14 protein-coding genes and 1 tRNA gene are annotated in these 17,669 nt (G+C 40.5%); 3 read left to right on the forward strand and 12 right to left on the reverse strand.

Annotated elements, in window-relative coordinates:
* Positions 1-358 precede the first annotated feature (358 nt).
* The 7 genes from pckA to UNSWCS_RS04975 form a co-directional block, all read right to left on the reverse strand.
* Positions 359-1,933 carry a phosphoenolpyruvate carboxykinase (ATP) gene (gene pckA, locus UNSWCS_RS04945; protein ID WP_187424612.1) on the reverse strand — a complete coding sequence of 525 codons (1,575 nt, stop codon included), beginning with the start codon at positions 1,931-1,933 and terminating at the stop codon, positions 359-361.
* A gap of 105 nt (positions 1,934-2,038) precedes the next feature.
* The gene (locus UNSWCS_RS04950; protein WP_021087583.1) at positions 2,039-3,841 is read right to left on the reverse strand and encodes a biotin/lipoyl-containing protein; all 1,803 of its coding nucleotides are present in this window, start codon (positions 3,839-3,841) and stop codon (positions 2,039-2,041) included.
* 122 nt (positions 3,842-3,963) lie between these two features.
* A complete protein-coding gene (locus UNSWCS_RS04955) occupies positions 3,964-5,352 on the reverse strand; it encodes a TRAP transporter large permease (protein WP_021087591.1) in 1,389 nt (462 codons plus the stop codon).
* Positions 5,340-5,861: a TRAP transporter small permease subunit gene (locus tag UNSWCS_RS04960; protein WP_021087577.1), complete on the reverse strand. Its 522-nt coding sequence runs from the start codon at positions 5,859-5,861 to the stop codon at positions 5,340-5,342. The genes UNSWCS_RS04955 and UNSWCS_RS04960 overlap by 13 nt, the downstream gene beginning before the upstream one ends.
* Positions 5,854-7,206, reverse strand: coding sequence for a sodium-dependent transporter (locus tag UNSWCS_RS04965; protein WP_021087572.1), 1,353 nt, complete (start codon positions 7,204-7,206; stop codon positions 5,854-5,856). Before UNSWCS_RS04965 ends, UNSWCS_RS04960 begins: the two co-directional genes overlap by 8 nt.
* A 1-nt stretch (position 7,207) precedes the next feature.
* Positions 7,208-8,539, reverse strand: a complete 1,332-nt coding sequence (locus UNSWCS_RS04970) for a sodium-dependent transporter (RefSeq protein WP_021087585.1) — start codon at positions 8,537-8,539, stop codon at positions 7,208-7,210.
* Entirely contained in the window at positions 8,539-9,885 is a 1,347-nt protein-coding gene (locus tag UNSWCS_RS04975) for a sodium-dependent transporter (protein ID WP_021087595.1), read from the reverse strand. The genes UNSWCS_RS04970 and UNSWCS_RS04975 overlap by 1 nt, the downstream gene beginning before the upstream one ends.
* Positions 9,886-10,091: 206 nt before the next feature.
* Here UNSWCS_RS04975 and UNSWCS_RS04980 point away from each other — a divergent pair, with 206 nt between their 5' ends.
* From UNSWCS_RS04980 to UNSWCS_RS04990, 3 genes are all read left to right on the forward strand, one after another.
* Complete coding sequence (locus UNSWCS_RS04980) at positions 10,092-10,394, forward strand: F0F1 ATP synthase subunit C (RefSeq protein WP_004317263.1); 303 nt, start codon at positions 10,092-10,094, stop codon at positions 10,392-10,394.
* A 47-nt stretch (positions 10,395-10,441) separates the two neighbouring features.
* Positions 10,442-10,526, forward strand: a tRNA-Leu gene (locus UNSWCS_RS04985).
* Between the two features lie 61 nt (positions 10,527-10,587).
* Positions 10,588-11,451, forward strand: coding sequence for a VIT1/CCC1 transporter family protein (locus tag UNSWCS_RS04990; RefSeq protein ID WP_021087588.1), 864 nt, complete (start codon positions 10,588-10,590; stop codon positions 11,449-11,451).
* Here UNSWCS_RS04990 and ribD read toward each other — a convergent pair.
* Genes ribD through infB form a run of 5 tightly spaced genes read right to left on the reverse strand, consistent with a single transcriptional unit; the run spans position 11,448 to position 17,640 of the window.
* Positions 11,448-12,509 (reverse strand): bifunctional diaminohydroxyphosphoribosylaminopyrimidine deaminase/5-amino-6-(5-phosphoribosylamino)uracil reductase RibD, encoded by a 1,062-nt coding sequence (ribD, locus tag UNSWCS_RS04995; RefSeq protein WP_035143539.1) that lies wholly within the window; start codon positions 12,507-12,509, stop codon positions 11,448-11,450. The genes UNSWCS_RS04990 and ribD overlap by 4 nt on opposite strands.
* A 51-nt stretch (positions 12,510-12,560) precedes the next feature.
* Entirely contained in the window at positions 12,561-14,210 is a 1,650-nt protein-coding gene (locus UNSWCS_RS05000; RefSeq protein WP_021087590.1) for a formate--tetrahydrofolate ligase, read from the reverse strand.
* A gap of 1 nt (position 14,211) precedes the next feature.
* Positions 14,212-14,628 carry a ribosome maturation factor RimP gene (gene rimP, locus UNSWCS_RS05005; protein WP_021087596.1) on the reverse strand — a complete coding sequence of 139 codons (417 nt, stop codon included), beginning with the start codon at positions 14,626-14,628 and terminating at the stop codon, positions 14,212-14,214.
* Complete coding sequence (rbfA, locus tag UNSWCS_RS05010; RefSeq protein ID WP_004317240.1) at positions 14,621-14,986, reverse strand: 30S ribosome-binding factor RbfA; 366 nt, start codon at positions 14,984-14,986, stop codon at positions 14,621-14,623. The genes rimP and rbfA overlap by 8 nt, the downstream gene beginning before the upstream one ends.
* A complete protein-coding gene (gene infB / locus UNSWCS_RS05015) occupies positions 14,983-17,640 on the reverse strand; it encodes a translation initiation factor IF-2 (protein ID WP_021087563.1) in 2,658 nt (885 codons plus the stop codon). The genes rbfA and infB overlap by 4 nt, the downstream gene beginning before the upstream one ends.
* Between the last annotated feature and the right edge of the window lie 29 nt (positions 17,641-17,669).

Below are 17,669 nucleotides of genomic sequence, written 5' to 3' on the forward strand. Positions count from 1 at the left end.
TAGAGCTTAATAAGTGTGGTTTTATAGCGAGAAGCTTTAGAAAGTCTAGTGAAATAGATTATTTTGCATTAAATTTAACTGGTGCATTTTGGCTAAATTTTAGCTCTAGCTACAAAGGACCACTTGTATTAAAATTTCTGATGTCAGGCGATTAAATTTTTCAGGCTTATAAAGAGTAATTTTTTTGATGAAAAAGTTTTAGAAAGTCTCGTTAAATTTGACCGAGCTATTTTGCAAAATGTTTTAAATTTTATATTAGAAATTTGAAAAAGAGCTATATTTTATAGCTCTAAAATTTTTACTATTTGATAGTTTAAATTTAAAAAGCCTTGCAGGCAAGTTCCCGCAAGGCTATAAATTAAGCTGTTGGGCCAGCTTTTGCGTACTCAACGCCCTCTTTTACATCTTCATAGCGTTTGAAATTTTCAACAAACATTTTAGCAAGCTTGTCGCGTGAAATATTGTACTCAGCTGGATGTGTCCATGTATTTATTGGATTTAGCAGTTTTGTCTCTACACCATCAAGCTCTTTTGGGATAGCGAAGTTAAATTTATCAAAATTTTCAAATTCGCATTTTGTGATGCTGCCATCAAGGATCGCATTTATGCAAGCACGTGTTGCTTTTATGCTCATACGCTTGCCAACGCCGTAAGCACCGCCGCTCCAGCCTGTATTTACAAGATAGACATTAACGCCGTGTTTATCGATCTTCTCGCCAAGCAGTTTTGCATAGACGGTTGGGTGAAGTGGCATAAATGGCTCGCCAAAGCAAGCGCTAAAAGTAGCGACTGGCTCGGTGATACCGCGCTCTGTGCCAGCAACTTTTGCTGTGTAGCCACTTAAGAAATAATACATCGCCTGCTCTTTTGTTAGCTTTGCAACTGGAGGAAGCACGCCAAAAGCGTCAGCGCTTAAAAAGATGATATTTTTTGGATGGCCAGCACTTGAGCTTGGCTCGTAGTTGTCGATGTGATAGATCGGATAGCTCACGCGTGTGTTTTCAGTCTTTGAGCCATCTTTATAATCAACCACGCCGTTTTCGTCAGCCACGACATTTTCAAGTAGTGCATCACGCCTGATCGCTGCGTAAATTTCTGGCTCGCTGCTTGGATCAAGATTGATACATTTTGCATAGCAGCCACCCTCAAAGTTAAACACCCCATCATCGTCCCAGCCGTGCTCGTCATCGCCTATTAGTTTGCGTTTTGGATCGGTTGAAAGTGTCGTTTTACCAGTGCCAGATAGGCCGAAAAATAGCGCCGTATCGCCCTTCTCGCCTACGTTTGCAGAGCAGTGCATGCTTAGCTTGCCCTCAAGTGGCAACCAGTAGTTCATCATAGAAAAAATGCCCTTTTTCATCTCGCCGCCATACCATGTGCCACCGATCACTGCGACATTTTCCTCGACATTAAAGATGACAAAGACCTCTGAATGTAGCCCATCAGCCTTGTAGTCCTCGTTTTTTGTCTTGCAAGCGTTATATACTACAAAATCAGGCTCAAATTTAGCCAGCTCCGCTTCACTTGGGCGGATGAACATATTTTTTACAAAGTGCGCTTGCCACGCTACTTCGGTGACGAAGCGGACTGATTTTTGGCTCTTTTTGCTAGCTCCACAAAATGCATCTTGGATAAAAATTTCTTTACCACTTAGCTGCTCTTTTGCTTTTTTAAGAAGCTTGTCAAAAAGCTCTTTTGTGATAGGCTGATTTATCTTGCCCCAAGCGATGTATTTTTGGCTTGGATCTTGCTTGACAAAATACTTATCTTTTGGGCTTCTGCCTGTAAAAATTCCAGTATCAACCATAAATGTGCCGTTACTTGAGACTCTGCCCTCATTGTTTGCCTTTTCAAGCTCAAAAAGCTCGTCGTAGCTTAGATTGTGATTTATCTTTTTGATCTCTTTTAGACCTAGCTCGTCTAGCTTATTTATCATGTTGTTTCCTTTTAAATTTTCGTTTCTTTATAAATTTGACCTAAAAGTCATCAAAATGTTAATCAAATTTCGCTTAACACTATCTTTTTAAAATGGGCAAATTTATTTAAATTTAGCCACCACTTGATTGTTCGCGACACTTTGACCTTTGCTAACCTCGATAGAGCCTATGACGCCATCTTTTGGGGCTTTGACCTCTATCTCCATCTTCATCGCTTCAAGCACGACTATGGCCTGACCTTTTTTGACATGATCTCCTACGCTAACTAAAATTTTATGCACAGCGCCTGGCAAACTTGCGACGATGTCATTTTCTGTTGCGCTTGCTACTGCACTTTTGGCACTTTTTACGCTCTTACCTTCAACTTCAGTGATTGATTTTACTTGGATGCTGTCGTTAAAGCCTTCGCTTACTTCGACATTGTAGCGACTACCATTTACGACGACGCTATATCTGCCGCTTTGAGTTTGTCTGCCTTCATTTGCTTTAGCACTTGGATCGATCTTTCTTACATTTACTTTGGCTTCGCCTTTTAAGAACGCTATGCCTTTTTCTTTACAAGCTGCTGCTATAAAGACGTTTTCTTCGGTAACTTTGATCTTATTTTGTTTTAAAATTTCTTTTACATGTGCAAGTGACTTGCTCTCATCTTTATCGGCTATATCAACTGCGTGTTTTGTAGTTGGTTTTAGTCCTAGCTGCTCGCTAGCAAGCTTAATGATCTCTTTATCAGGTGTAACTGGGGTCTTGCCAAAATAGCCAAGCACCATTTTGCCGTATCCCTCAGCGATCTTTTTCCACTTGCCAAACATCACGTTGTTAAATGCTTGTTGGAAGTAAAACTGGCTAACAGGGGTCACTGAAGTGCCGTATCCGCCCTTTTGCACCACTTCGCGCATAGCAAGGATAACCTCTGGGAATTTATCTAAGATGTTGTTATCTCTCATCATCTGGGTATTTGCAGTGAGCGCGCCACCAGGCATTGGTGAAAATGGTATTAGAGGGCTTACTTGCACAGCTTCAGGCGGTAAGAAATACTCTTTTAAACAATCATTCAAAACGCTTTCGTATTTTAAAATTTTCTCCACATCAAGGCCGCCAAGATCGTAGTTTTTGCCTTTTACTGCGTGAAGCATGGTTAGGATATCTGGCTGACTTGTGCCGCCACTTACTGGACTTGCGGCTAGATCTATACCATCGACACCAGCTTCAAGCGCTGCAAGATAGCAAGCCACGCTTACGCCTGCTGTTTCATGCGTGTGAAGTCTGATATGAGTTTTTTCTGGTAACAATTTTCTAGCCATTTTTATGGTTTCATAGACCTTTTGTGGGCTGCTTGTGCCACTTGCATCTTTAAAGCAAACGCTGTGATAAGGGATATTTGCATCTAAAATTTCTCGTAAAATTTTCTCATAAAATTTAACATCATGGGCTCCCACACAGCCACTAGGCAGATCCATCATAGTAACAACGACTTCGTGTTTTAGCCCGTGATGAGCGATCCTTTCGCCTGAATATTTTAAATTTTCAACATCATTTAATGCGTCAAAATTTCTAATGGTAGTGGTTCCATGTTTTTTGAAAAGTTTTGCGTGAAGGTCGATTAGCTCGCGGCTACCAGTATCAAGTGTGACGGTATTTACGCCCCTGCTTAGGGTTTGAAGGTTTGCTTTTGGTCCTACGATGCTTCTAAATTTATCCATCATCGCAAAAGCGTCTTCATTTAGGTAAAAATAAAGGCTTTGAAATCTCGCTCCTCCGCCAAATTCAAAATGCTCTATGCCAGCCTCTTTAGCTGCTTCAAGCGCGGGCAAAAAGTCGTTCATAAGCACTCTAGCGCCATAAACCGACTGAAAGCCATCTCTAAAGGTCGTATCCATAACATCGATAAATTTCTTTGCCATATTTCACCTCATTAAATTTATAAATTTACTAAAAAGCGGTCATAAAAAATGGCTAAATTGGGCAGAAACTCAAATTAGCCATTTTGCTTGCTTTTGGTATTTTACAACCAAAAACTTTTATATCATTTAAAAAGTGAGAGTAAGAAGTTAAATAATCCGCCGTGGCTCGCATCAAGCATCGGCTTTATCTCCATCAAAAAGACACAGAAAAAGACTAAAACTGCCACTTGGATAATGATGTAAGGCACCACGCCTTTATAAATAGCAGCTGTTTTTATCTCAGCAGGTGCGACTGATCTTAAGAAAAATAGACTAAATCCAAATGGCGGCGTCAAGAATGAAGTTTGTAAATTCATAGCAACTAAGATCGCTAGATAGACTGGGTTTATGCCTAGTTTTGCGGCGATTGGCACCAAGATAGGAAGCACGATATATGAAATTTCAACAAAATCGATAAAAAAGCCAAGCACAAAGATAACAGCCATACTAAAGATGATAAAGCCCCACTTCTCGCCTGGTAAATTTGTCATGAAATTTTCAACTATCTCATCGCCTCCAGTGTAGCTAAAGACCATAGAAAAGGCAGTCGCACCAACAAGTATGGCAAAGACTAGAGCCGTAGTTTTTACGCTCTCAGCCAAAGCCTCTTTCATCATAGAAAATGAAAATGTCCTATAAAATATTGCCAAGATGATAGCGCCAACGCAGCCAAATGCTGAGCTTTCAGTCGGTGTAGCGATACCTGCAAAAATGGATCCTAGCACACAAATAACTAGCAAAAGTGGCGGAAAGATCGCAATTAGCGCTCTAACAATCTGCTTAAATTTACTAACGCCACTCTCATCTTTTACGATAGGAGCGACCTCTGGCTTAAGATAAGCAGTTATCAAAATATAAACTATATAAACTCCAACTAGCGTGAATCCTGGCACAATGGCTTGATGAAAAAGCTCGCCAACTGGCACTGAAAAGATGTCGCCCAAGATGATAAGCACGATAGAAGGCGGGATGATCTGACCAAGCGTACCAGCAGCGCATATCGTGCCACATCCTAGGGATTGGTCGTATTTATATTTTAGCATTACAGGCAAGCTTATAACGCCCATAGCAACAACACTTGCACCTACGACGCCAGTTGATGCAGCAAGAAGCGCTCCAACTAAGATAGTGCTTATCGCGATACCGCCTCTGATTTCTCCAAAGAGCATACCCATGCTCTCAAGTAGTCTCTCGGCTAACTTTGACTTTTGAAGCACGACACCCATAAAGACGAAGAGTGGAACTGCTATGAAAATTCTACTCTCCATGATAGAAAAAATCCTATATGGCATGAAGTTAAACATATCTTTAAACACTTCTATACTGCCAAGTAGCCCATCGCCATCACTAAGACTCTCTACAACACTACCAACCATGCCAAATATCATCGCAACCGCGCCAAAGGTAAATGCCACTGGAAAGCCAATGCCAAGCATCAATAGCGCGGCTATAAACATTATTAATCCCGCCATATTTTCTCCTTACTAGCTTTCTTATAGCGATTTAAATTTTTTATAAAAAAGCCGATCGCAAAAAATACAAGCACATAAAATGAAAAAGGGATCATCGCTTTTATGACCCATCTATGGGTAAGACCGCCTGGATCTGCGCTAGCCTCTGCCGAGCTGTAAGCATCTCCTACAAATCCAAATGATAAATTTGAAACCAAAAGCGCAAATGGTATGATAAAAAATACAGTGCCAAGCATATTTACAAGGGCTTTATTTCTTTCTGAAAATTTAGCATAAAAGATATCAACTCTAACATGTGCGTCCTCTTTTAGAGCATAGCTCATGCCAAGTAGAAATATCACAGCAAAAAAGTGCCACTCAAGCTCCTGAAATGCAACGTTGCCGTAAGAGAAAAAGTATCTTGCCACAACGTTAAAAAAAACGTCTATTATCATCAAAGCCATAATAAACATACAAATATAGCCGACTATATCACCAGCTTTGTCAAAAAATCTCTCAATCTTATCCATTAAAAACCTTTAATAGTTCATTTATCATGATGATGAGCACACAAACTGGTGCTACATATCTTAGTAAAAAATACCATGTATTAAATACAAAATCACTCATATATGGGCTAAATAGCACATATAAAGCATCTTTTTTCATAAAATATCCTACAAATATCGCTCCGCCGATACCGCTAATTGGTAGCAAGATATTTGAAGCGGTAAAGTCTAGGAAGTCAAAGAAATTTTTGCCAAATATCATAAATTTATCGCCAACATTTTCTATATTTGATAAAAGACATAAAAATCCAACTATGAAAATCCCAGCACAAACTATGCAAAGCGCTTTTTTCCTACTCATGCCATATTCTCTGATCAAGAAAAATACAAATGGCTCAACGATGGAGATGGCTGAAGTGATACCAGCAAAGATAAGTGCAGCAAAAAATGCCACCGCTAAAATTTGACCGATCGTGCCAAGCTTAGCAAATAGCGTTGGTAGCGAAATAAAGACAAGACCTGGTCCTTGAGACGGAGTAGCGCCAAATTCAAATATAAAGGTAAAAATAACAAGACCTATCATAATAGCAAGCGCGATATTTATGAAGACGATGCTAAGTGTTGAAGTGGCTAAATTTGTATCATCGCTTAGGCTAGCTGAATAGGTGATGATCGCTGCCATACCAAGAGATAGTGTCCAAAATGCAAGTCCAAGAGCAAGTAAGAGTGAGTTAAACGAAATTTTACTAAAGTCAGGGATGAGTAAAAACTCGGCTGATTTTACAAAGCCATCCATCGTTATAGAGTAAAAAAGCATGATCAAAACCATGATAAATAGGCTTGGCATCATCCAAACATTTAGCTTCTCTATACCGCTTTTTACGCCTTTTGACAGGATGAAAAAGCAAGCTGCAAATGCTATAACAAAGTAAAGTGTCTGCTCGCCAAGACCATGCGTCAAAAGATCGTTAAATATCACTTTTGAGCTATCTATATCGCTTGGGAGGCCAGTAAATGAGAGCGTGAAATATTTAAAGACCCAGCCGATTATCACGATATAGTATGATGAGATGATGGCCGCTGTCACCATGGCTAAAATTCCAACCAGTTGCCATAAATTTTTATTTTTAGCTGCTAGCTTTCTAAAAGCATTTACACTGTCGCTCTCGCTAAGCTTGCCGATACTAAGCTCTGCCATAAAGATAGGCACGCCGACTAGAAAAGTTATCAAAAGATATAGGATAATAAACGCCGAACCGCCGTTTTCACCAACCATGTATGGAAATTTCCATGCATTGCCAAGTCCGACAGCCGATCCAGCGACTGCTAGGACATAGCCTATTTTAGAAAATTGTTCTTTTGCCATATTATGAGATCTCCCTTATTAACACCACCAGAACTAAAAGTGGAGCCACAAATCTAATTAAAAAATACCAAATGTTAAATACAACCTTGCCCATATAAGGCACAAATAGCTCTTTTAAAAGCTCAAATTTCATAAAGTATCCAACAAAGACAGCAAACAAGATACCACCAAGCGGGAGCATGATGTTTGAGCTGAGATAATCAAGCAGGTCAAAAAAGCTCTTACCAAAAAATGTAAGTGCATCTTTAAATTCGTTTGTGCCACTTAACGCACATAAAATTCCTAAAATATAAACCACGCAAGCGACAATTAGGATCGATTTGTTTCTACTAAAATTTAGGCTTTTGCTTAAGAAAAATATAAACGGTTCAACCATCGATATAACCGAGGTGATGCCAGCAAAAAATAGCGATATAAAAAATGTAAATGCCAAGAAATTTCCAAGCAAGCCAAGCTTAGCAAATAGCGTTGGTAGCGATATGAAAGCAAGCCCTGCGCCTTTTGATGGCTCTGAGCCAAACTCAAATGTAAATGTAAAGACGATAAGGCCGATGATGACGCTTATTATGATATTTGCAAAGACGACATAGAGCGAAGAGGTAAATAAATTTGTATCATCGCTTAGACTTGATGAGTAAGTAAGTATGCAGCCAATGCCAACGCACATCGTAAAAAAAGCAAGTCCAAGAGCGTTTAAAACAGCTGCTTGATCTATCTTTGAAAAGTCAGGCACCAGTAGAAATTTAGCCGCTTTGTCAAAGCCCTCCATGCCAAAAGAGTAGCCAAGCATCAAAAGTAGCAGCACAAAAAGCGCTGGTATGAGATAGACATTTATGCGCTCTATGCCGCTTTTTACGCCCTTTGTAAGGATGAAAAAGTAGGCAAAAAATGCGATACTAAAGTATAAAATTTGCTCAACTATGCCATTTGAGGTGAAATTTACAAAAAGTGTCTCTGAACTTGCGATATCTTTAGGTAGCTCGCTAAGACTTAAAATGACGTATTTTAAAACCCAGCCAATGATGAGCGTGTAAAAAGATGCGATAAATAGCCCAGTCACCATGATAATACCGGCAAATTTCCAAGAGCTTGCCCCTTTTGTAGCTAGAGATTTAAACGCTCCAACCGTATCAAGGCGTGAAATTTTACCCATCGCCATCTCAGCAAAAAATATACTAAGACCAACAGCAAAGGCAAAAAATAGATATATGAGGATAAATGCCGAACCGCCGTTACTGCCAACCATGTATGGAAATTTCCACGCGTTACCAAGGCCGATAGCCGCTCCAATTATCGATAAGACAAAGCCAATTTTACTAAATCTCTCTGCCATTATTTACCTGCCATCTGGTAGATCATTATCGCACAAATGGCAACTGGCACGACATATCTTAAGAAAAAGTACCAAATTTCAAAAAATGCTCTTCCCATAAAATCGCCAAAGAGCAGATATAAACTCTCTTTTTTAAGTTTATAGCCAACAAAAAAGCTAAATACGATAGCGCCTATTGGCATCATGATATTTGATGTGAGAAAGTCAAGCGCGTCAAAAAATGGCTTACCACAAACGCTAAAAGCACTTGAAGTGTCTGAATAATATGAAAGTATGCAAAAGATGCCCAAGATATAGACAAAGGCACCTATGTAAAGAAGCGCCATCTTTCTTGAAATTTCAAATTTCCTAACCAAATAATAAGCAAAAGGCTCGATCATCGAAACCGCGCTCGTGATACCAGCAAACAAGAGCGATACGAAAAATGCTACCGCCATGACATTGCCAACGATGCCAAGCTTTGCAAAAAGCGTGACAAGCGAGATAAAGATAAGGCCTGGGCCACTTGCCGTGCTATCAGCCCCATAAGCAAATATAAAGGTAAATACGACAAGCCCCATCATAATGCCTATTAAGATGTTTATAAAGATGATAGAGAGCGTTGATTTTATTAAATTTGTGCGCTCTGGTAAATTTGCAGCGTATGTTGGTATGACTCCAACGCCCATAGATAGCGAGAAAAACGCAAGGCCTAGAGCCTGTAAGACAACATCTGGCGTGATCGCACTAAAATTTGGTACAAATAAAAATTTAGCCGCCTTCACAAAGCCATCACCCATGCTAAGCGCGTAAAAAAGCATGCAAACTAGCAAGACAAAAAGGCTTGGCATCATCCATATATTTAGCTTTTCTATGCCACTTTTTACGCCTTTTGAAACGGCAAAAAAGACCATCAAAAAAACTAAGCTAAAACAAAGCACGGCACTGCTTAGATCATTTGATAAAAGCGTGTTAAACTGCGCTGCAGCCTCTTTTGAGTCGGCTAAAAGTGGCGAAAAACTAAGATAGATATACTTTAAAATCCAGCCAATAACAACCATATAAAATGAAGCTATAAGTATCGCGCCGATCATGAAAAAGCCAGAGAGTGACCAAGCTTTTTTATTTTTTGGAGCGAGTTTGTAAAGTGAGCTTACGATGTCGCTTTCGCCAAGTTTGCCAATGCTAAGCTCCGCTAAAAACGCCACAAATGCGATAGCAAATGTAAGAAGCAAATATAAAATAATAAATGCTGAACCGCCGTTATTTCCCACCATTGTAGGAAATTTCCAGGCATTGCCAAGACCAACAGCAGAACCAGCCATAGCAAGGACAAAGCCTATCTTTGAAAATTTCTCGTTTATCATTGAAAACCTAAGATTAAGAATAAATTAAATTCTTTCAAAGATAGCATAAAAAAACTTTCATTTTTCTAAGCCAAGAATTTTTTATAGGCAATTTAAATTTTTAGTGTTTTTATTTGAAACAAAGTTTTGTTTTTGTAATATTACGGCTCATAAAGTTTAAGTAGGGGACAGATCCGAAAGAGCTTTAAAATTTTAAAGGAGCAACGATGAAAAAGATCGTGTTTTTAATTCTTGGTCTTGCTGCATTTGCATTTGGCGCTGACGGCGAGATGATCAGATCATATTCAGTTATCGCTGGCGGTATCGGCCTTGGCCTTGCAGCTCTTGGTGGTGCTATAGGTATGGGTAACACAGCTGCTGCAACTATCAGCGGAACAGCTAGAAACCCAGGTGTAGGCAGCAAACTTATGACTACAATGTTTATCGCTCTTGCGATGATCGAAGCACAAGTTATCTACGCACTTGTTATTACACTTATCGTTCTTTACGCAAACCCAATGCTTGGCTAAGCGTAAAGCTTAAATTTAGCCCCTTTTTTGGGGCTTTTGTTCTTTTTGCGATCATGGTGGAATTGGTAGACACGCTATCTTGAGGGGGTAGTGCCGTTAGGTGTGCGAGTTCGAGTCTCGCTGATCGCACCATCTTATCTCTCTTTCTAAATCAAAATCTTAAATTTCTAAGCTATAAAAAAGGAAAAATTTTATGTTAGATAAAAAACGTGCCTTAAAACAATTACAAAACGAAGCAGACGATGTTGCTATATACTCACTTCTAGAAGCTAGCGAAAAAGACAATGAGAATAAAAAAATACTTCGAAAATTAATCACCGAAGAGAGGCGTCACTATGCTTTTTGTCAAAAGATAACTGGCGAAAGCAGAAGTGCAAATTTATTCAAAGTCATCTTCTATACGATACTTGTTAAAATTTTTGGCACATCTTTTACTCTAAAATTTATGGAGTCACGCGAAGAAAATGCAGAGAAATTTTATCTTGACATCGTAGATGAATATCCTGAAGCTCGTGATATTTACGAAGAGGAGATGAACCACGAAAATAGTCTAATCTCCATGCTAAAAGACACAAAGCTCGTAAATGCTGGTGGTATCGTGCTTGGCATGAATGATGCGTTAGTTGAGCTAACAGGCACACTTAGCGGCATCGCGCTTGCCTTTTCAAATACAAAATCAGTTAGCGCAACAGGCCTTATCATGGGCGTGGCAGCTGCACTCTCTATGGCTGGCTCAGCGTATCTCGAGTCAAAAGAAAATCCAAGTGATGAGATCAAACCGCTTACCTACTCACTCTACACAGGCGGTTCATACATCATAACAACGGCATTTTTGATACTTCCATTTTTCATCTTTACAAGCGGTCTTTACGCCGTCTTGTCGATGTTTTTCTTTGCACTAGTTGCCATCATCACTTACAACTTTTATATAAGCGTGGCAAAGGAGCTTAAATTTTTACCAAGAGTGATTGAGATGTGCGTGATAACTTTTGGCGTTGCGATCATATCTTTTGGCATCGGCTTTTTGGTTAAACACTATTTTGGACTAGATGTTTAATCCAAAATTTCATACCAAGTGTAACTATCATCCCCAAAATTCCCATTAAAAAGTGGTTTTAAAATTAAATCAAGACTCAAATTTTCACCAATTTTGAAATTTGAGCTTTGATAGATAAGTAGCCACTTTATATTTGCTAGCTTGCCCTCTTTTGCAAGTTTTAAAAACTCGTCAGCTCCTTCAAACATGCAAAGTCCTTTTAGATTTAGCTCTTTTTGAATGCTGACTTTGCGATATGGCACGCTAAAAAGTGGCAATGTTTCATCAAATTTATCGCCTCTTGAGTAGATTATGACGTCTGGGTTTTTGCCATTTTTTATAAGTCTGGTATCGAGCCTTGGTCGGTCTATCCGCACTGTATTCCCACCGATCACCAACGTATCTATGACGCTTCTAAGTTTATGCACATGCCTGCGGCTAAGCTCATTTGTGATGATACCACCACTTGCCACGCCGTTTTTACTAAGAGCTATTTTTAAAAAGCTAAATCCACCATTTTGATATGCCAAAAATGGCTCAAGTAGCTTATCACAGCGCTCTTTTAAAACGCTAAATTTAACTTTCACTCCAGCACTTTGAAGTAAATTCCCGCCGCCATTTGCTATCTTATTTTCATCGTGGCTACCAATTATCACCTCGCTAAAACCAAGCTCTTTTAGTAAATTTGCACAAGGTGGCGTTTTACCATGATGTGAGCAAGGCTCAAGTGTGACATAAGCTTTTGCATTTTTTAGTAAATTTGAGTGGTTTTTTAGTATAAATTCATAGGTAAATTCTGGCTCTAAAAGGCCAAATTCGCCCTCTTTTATCTTAGAGCTAAATTTAGCGTTATACGCTTTTATAAAATCATCTTTAAATTTTTCGCTTTTTTTGCAAAGCGCAAAAAGTATCGCTGTCGGCTCAGCGTGTAAATATCCAGCCTTTTCATGAGCCTTGCAAGATAAAATTTGCCCATTTTCATCAAGGACAAGACATCCAACTGCTGGATTTGGATAGGTCAGGATCTGAAATTTCCAAGCCTCGCTTAAAGCAAGATCCATGTAAAATTCGTCGTTCATCCATGCCTCTTAGTAAAACACACCAGCCTTTGCCAGTGTGTTTTCATAAATTTACGACAAGCCGTCGATTTTACCGTCTGCGTCTATCTTCATATTGACCGCAGCTGGCACTTTTGGAAGGCCTGGCATTAGCATGATCTTACCGCAAACCGCGACGATAAAGCCGGCTCCCGTTCTAATGTCAAGGTCTTTTACACTAAATGTAAAGCCCTTTGCTCTACCCAAAAGCTTCGCATCGTCGCTAAATGAGTACTGAGTTTTTGCGATACAAACTGGCAAATGGCTCAAATTTAGCTCTTTTATCATCTCGATCTTTTTAAGAGCGGCCTCTTCAAAGACCACCTCGCCGGCTCCATAAATTTCCTTAGCGACCTTTTCTATTTTAGTTTTTGTATCGTCACTCATCTCGTATGTGAAATTTATCTTACTTGGCTTATCGCACGCCTTTAAAACTAGCTCGGCAAGCCCAAGCGCACCTTTGCCACCTTTTAAGAAATTCTCACAAACTGCCACTTCTACGCCAAGCTCACGGCAGTACTCTTTTACGAAATTTATCTCTTCATCAGTGTCAAAGCCAAATTTATTAAGCGCCACAACTACGTTTTGACCAAATTTGACTTTTAAATTTTCGATGTGGCCGCCAAGATTTTCTATGCCTTTTTTAAGGGCGTTCATATCTGGTTTTGTGATCTCGTCTTTGTTTGCTTCACCGTTATATTTTAGCGATCTGATCGTGCTTACAAGTACCACAGCGCTTGGTTTAATCTCAGCAACCCTGCACTTTATATCTAAAAATTTCTCAGCGCCAAGCTCCGAGCCAAAGCCAGCTTCAGTGATGACGTAGTCGGCTAAATTTAGAGCCGTTTTTGTTGCGATGACGGAGTTGCAGCCGTGTGCGATGTTTGCAAATGGGCCACCATGCACGAGCGTAGGTGTGTGCTCTAGTGTTTGAAATAAATTTGGTTTGATCGCATCTTTTAAGAGTATGCAAACAGCGTCTTGGCAGCCTAGATCACGCACGTAGATAGGCTTTTTATCGCTATCATAAGCAACCATAATGTTTGCTACGCGCTCTTTTAGATCTGATAAGCTTGTTGCTAGACAAAGCACAGCCATGATCTCGCTTGCGGCGGTAATATTAAAGCCATCTTCTCTTGGCACGCCGTCCGTTCTGCCACCTTGACCCACAGTGATAAATCTAAGCGCGCGGTCGTTCATATCCATACAGCGCTTCCATAAAATTTTCTCGATTTTTAGTGGGTTTTCTTGATAGAGGCTATTATCTATCATCGCTGAAATGAGGTTATTTGCCGATGTTATCGCGTGAAAATCGCCGGTGAAGTGTAAATTTAGATCCTCCATAGGCGCAAGCTGCGAGTAGCCACCACCTGCTGCTCCACCCTTTATGCCAAAAACTGGTCCAAGAGATGGCTCGCGAAGTGCTAGGCAGACCTTTTTACCAAGTGAATTTAGTGCGTCAGCTAGACCGATCGACATAGTCGTTTTGCCCTCGCCGTATGGGGTTGGATTAGTCGCGGTAACTAAGATGAGCTTTGAGTTTGATGGCTCAAGTCTAGGGGAAATTTTAGCCTTAAATTTGCCGTAAAGCTCAAGCTCGTCTTCGTTTAAGCCTAGTTTTGCGGCAACTTTACTGATGTGTTCAAGTTTCGTTTGGTGAGTTATCTCGATGTCGCTTAGCATTTTACCACTCCAAATATGTTTTTGCTTTTTTTATCTCACTGATGTTGATCTCAAAAATTCCCTCTTCGTTTTCTACTGCGATGCTCTCTTCGTCCGCTTTTACAAGCCTTCCAGTAAATTTCTCAGCCTCGGTTTGAACTTTGACTAGCTCACCAACGCTCGCTTTAAAGTGTGAAGGCTTGCTAAGCTTTCTCTCAAGGCCAGGCGAGCTAACCTCAAGGTTATAATCTCCGCTAACTGGCGGTGTTACGTCAAAGATAGGCGAGAGCAGACGGCTCACTTTTTCGCAATCATCAAGGCTCACTCCGCCATCTTTTGTGATATAAACTCTAAAAATAGCCCTGCCATTTTCATTTGCGATCTCGCTGTCGTAAAGCTCAACGCCGCATTCACGTACTAGTTTGTCTAAATTATCCATTTTTGTTTAAATCCTTTGAAATTTTATCAAACAACTTATCCATATGGTTTTGATACTCTAATCTATCGTCAAATTTAAAGTGAAAATTTGGACATCTATACCAGCCCTCAGCCGCCATGCAGTGGTTTTGCAAATGCCTACAAACGCGCTTTAGATGCCCCAAAATATACTCTTGCTCGCGCTCATCAAACATCATCTTGTCAAGATAGACAAAGGCGTCGTATCTGCCCTTTTTGCACTCGACATCAGTGACGCAAAGTCCCTTTAAAATGCTATCTTCAAGAGTGGCTAGAGCCTCTGGTATGAGCTCTTTTAGCACACTCTCTGTTCTCATACGCTTTATTTCGTTAGCGTTCATAGAGTAGCTTTCTCCTTGACTTCTTTGAAGCTTTCGATGTAGTCATTTTCTCTGATGTCGTTGAAATTCTCGATACCAACGCCACACTCGTAGCCTTTAGCAACCTCTTTTACGTCATCTTTAAAGCGTTTTAGTGAGCTTACCGAGCCCTCATAAACGACCACACCTTCTCTAATAAGACGAATTTTTGCCCCTCTGTTTATCGTGCCCTCAGTGACGATACATCCAGCGATTGCGCCAACTTTTGGCACATGGATCACTTGGCGAACCTGAGCTTGACCAAGTTGCTCTTCTCTGATGATAGGTGACATTAGTCCGCCCAAAATCGCCTTCACATCGTCGATTAGATTATAAATAACATTATAAGTTTTTATTTCAACACCGCTCTCTTTTGCCTTCTCTTTTATCTCGCCAGTTGGCCTTATATTAAAGCCAAGGATGATGCAGTCGTTACTTGCACCTGCAAGCGCAACGTCGCTTTGCGTGATACCGCCTACGCCTGAGTGGATGACATTTACTCTGATCTCGTCATTTGCTAGTTTTTCTAGGCTCGCTTTTAGCGCCTCGAGTGATCCGCCAACATCAGCTTTGATGATGACTGGAAGTGTTTTTAGCTCGCCCTCAGCGATCTTAGCACTAAGCTCATCGATACTAACCTTTGTGCTCTTACTAAGCTCTTTTTGGCGGATATATTCAGCCTTTTTCTGTGCGTACTCGCGAGCTTCTTTGTCGGTTTTGACACCTATTAATGTCTCGCCAGCCTCTGCTATCTCGCTAAGACCAACTATCACGCCACATTCGCCTGGTTTTATCTCTTTTAATGGCCTACCCTGATCATCAAGCAAGCTTCTTATCTTACCGTATGCAACGCCAGCTACGACAGTGTCTCCGACATGAAGCGTGCCGTTTTCAACAATGATGGTAGCTACTGGACCACGGCCTTTTTGAAGTGAGCTCTCGATGACAGTAGCCTTTGCGTTTGCCTTTGGATTTGCCTTTAGCTCCAAAAGATCAGCCTGCAAAAGCACGATCTCAAGTAGATCATCTATGCCCATGCCTGTTTTTGCAGAGATTGGCACAAATTCATACTTGCCACCCCACTCTGTTGGCATGATGTCAAGCTCAGCAAGACCGGTTTTTACTAGATCAGGATTTGCTGACTCTTTATCCATTTTATTTATTGCGATGATTATTGGCACGCCAGCGGCTTTTGCGTGGCTAACTGCCTCTTTTGTCTGTGGTTTTACGCCGTCATCTGCTGCAACAACGATGATAACTATATCAGTTACGCCAGCGCCCCTTGCACGCATAGCCGTAAATGCCTCGTGGCCTGGAGTGTCGATAAATGTGATATTTTTGCCGTTTTTATTTACCATATAAGCACCCACGTGCTGAGTGATGCCACCAGCCTCGCCTGCTGCTACGCGAGACTTTCTTATGTAGTCAAGTAGCGAGGTTTTGCCGTGGTCAACGTGACCCATAATGGTTATAACTGGCGCTCTTGGCTGGAGATTTTCATCATCTTTTATCTCCTCTTCATAGGCTGCAACGTAGTCAAATTCTTTTTGATCATCGATGATATTTACCTCGACATTAAACTCATCAGCCAAAATTTCTATCGCATCTTCATCCAAAAAGTCGTTTTTAGTTGTCATCATACCGAGCATAAATAGCTTGCCTATGACCTCGCTAGGCTGCTTGTTTAGCTTTTCAGCAAATTCGTAAACGCGAATTTCTTTTGGGATATTTATCGAAGTTACAGCTTCGCTGTTTTGTTTATTTTCAGGCTTTTTGTGTTTTTTTCTAGCTCTTCTTTGTATGCCGCCTTCGCCAAATGAATTTATCGTGTTATTGACGGTTGTTTTCATCGCATTTGGCTGTTTTGTCCTTTGCATAGGAGCTGGCGCTGGTGTTTTGAAGCTAAAATCAGGCAATACAACCACGTCTTCATCTTCAAGCACGATGTCGCCAAAGTCGCTTCCGCCAAGCAAGTCCATCTTCTCGGCACTATCTTTTTTGCTTACAACTGTTACTTTTTTCTCTTTTTTCTTTTTTCTAGCCAAATTTTCATCGCTAGCAGAGAACATACTCTTAAAATCGCTGATGTTAGCCACTGCTGCCTCAGCCTTTTTCTCCTCTTTTACTGGAGCTGGCGCCTCGAAATCTTTTTTCTTTTTAACTATCACAAGGCCACGTCTTTTTTGAGTCACGTCAGCCAAGCTCTCTTTTGGTTTTGGTGCTTCAGCTGGCTTTTGCTCAACTTTTACAGGCTCTTCTTTTTTGGGCTCAGTTTTAGGCTTTTCTTCTGAAATTTGCGCCTCTTTTTTAGGCTCAGTCTTTGCCTTTTCGGGTTTTGGCACAGACTTAGCAGCTGCCTTTTTAGGCTCGGCTTTAGGTTTTTCTTCTTTTTTAACTGGCTCTTTTTCTGCCTCTTTTTTAGGCTCTTTTTTTGCTTTTGGCTCGCTCTTTTTCTTTTTAAATTTATCTGGTATTACGCCAGTTTGAACGTATTCATATATTGCTTCAGCCTCTTCAAGGCTCACAGCATTTGAGTGAGTTTTGACCTTTAGGCCTAGTTCTTGAGCTTTTTCGACTATCTCTTTACTTGGGTAGCCAAGCTCATTTGCGATCTCTGAAATCCTAACATTGCTCATTTAAGAGTATCTCCTTTAACTTCGGTGCG

Source organism: Campylobacter concisus UNSWCS (assembly GCF_000466685.1).
GTDB classification, from domain to species: Bacteria; Campylobacterota; Campylobacteria; order Campylobacterales; family Campylobacteraceae; genus Campylobacter_A; species Campylobacter_A concisus_A.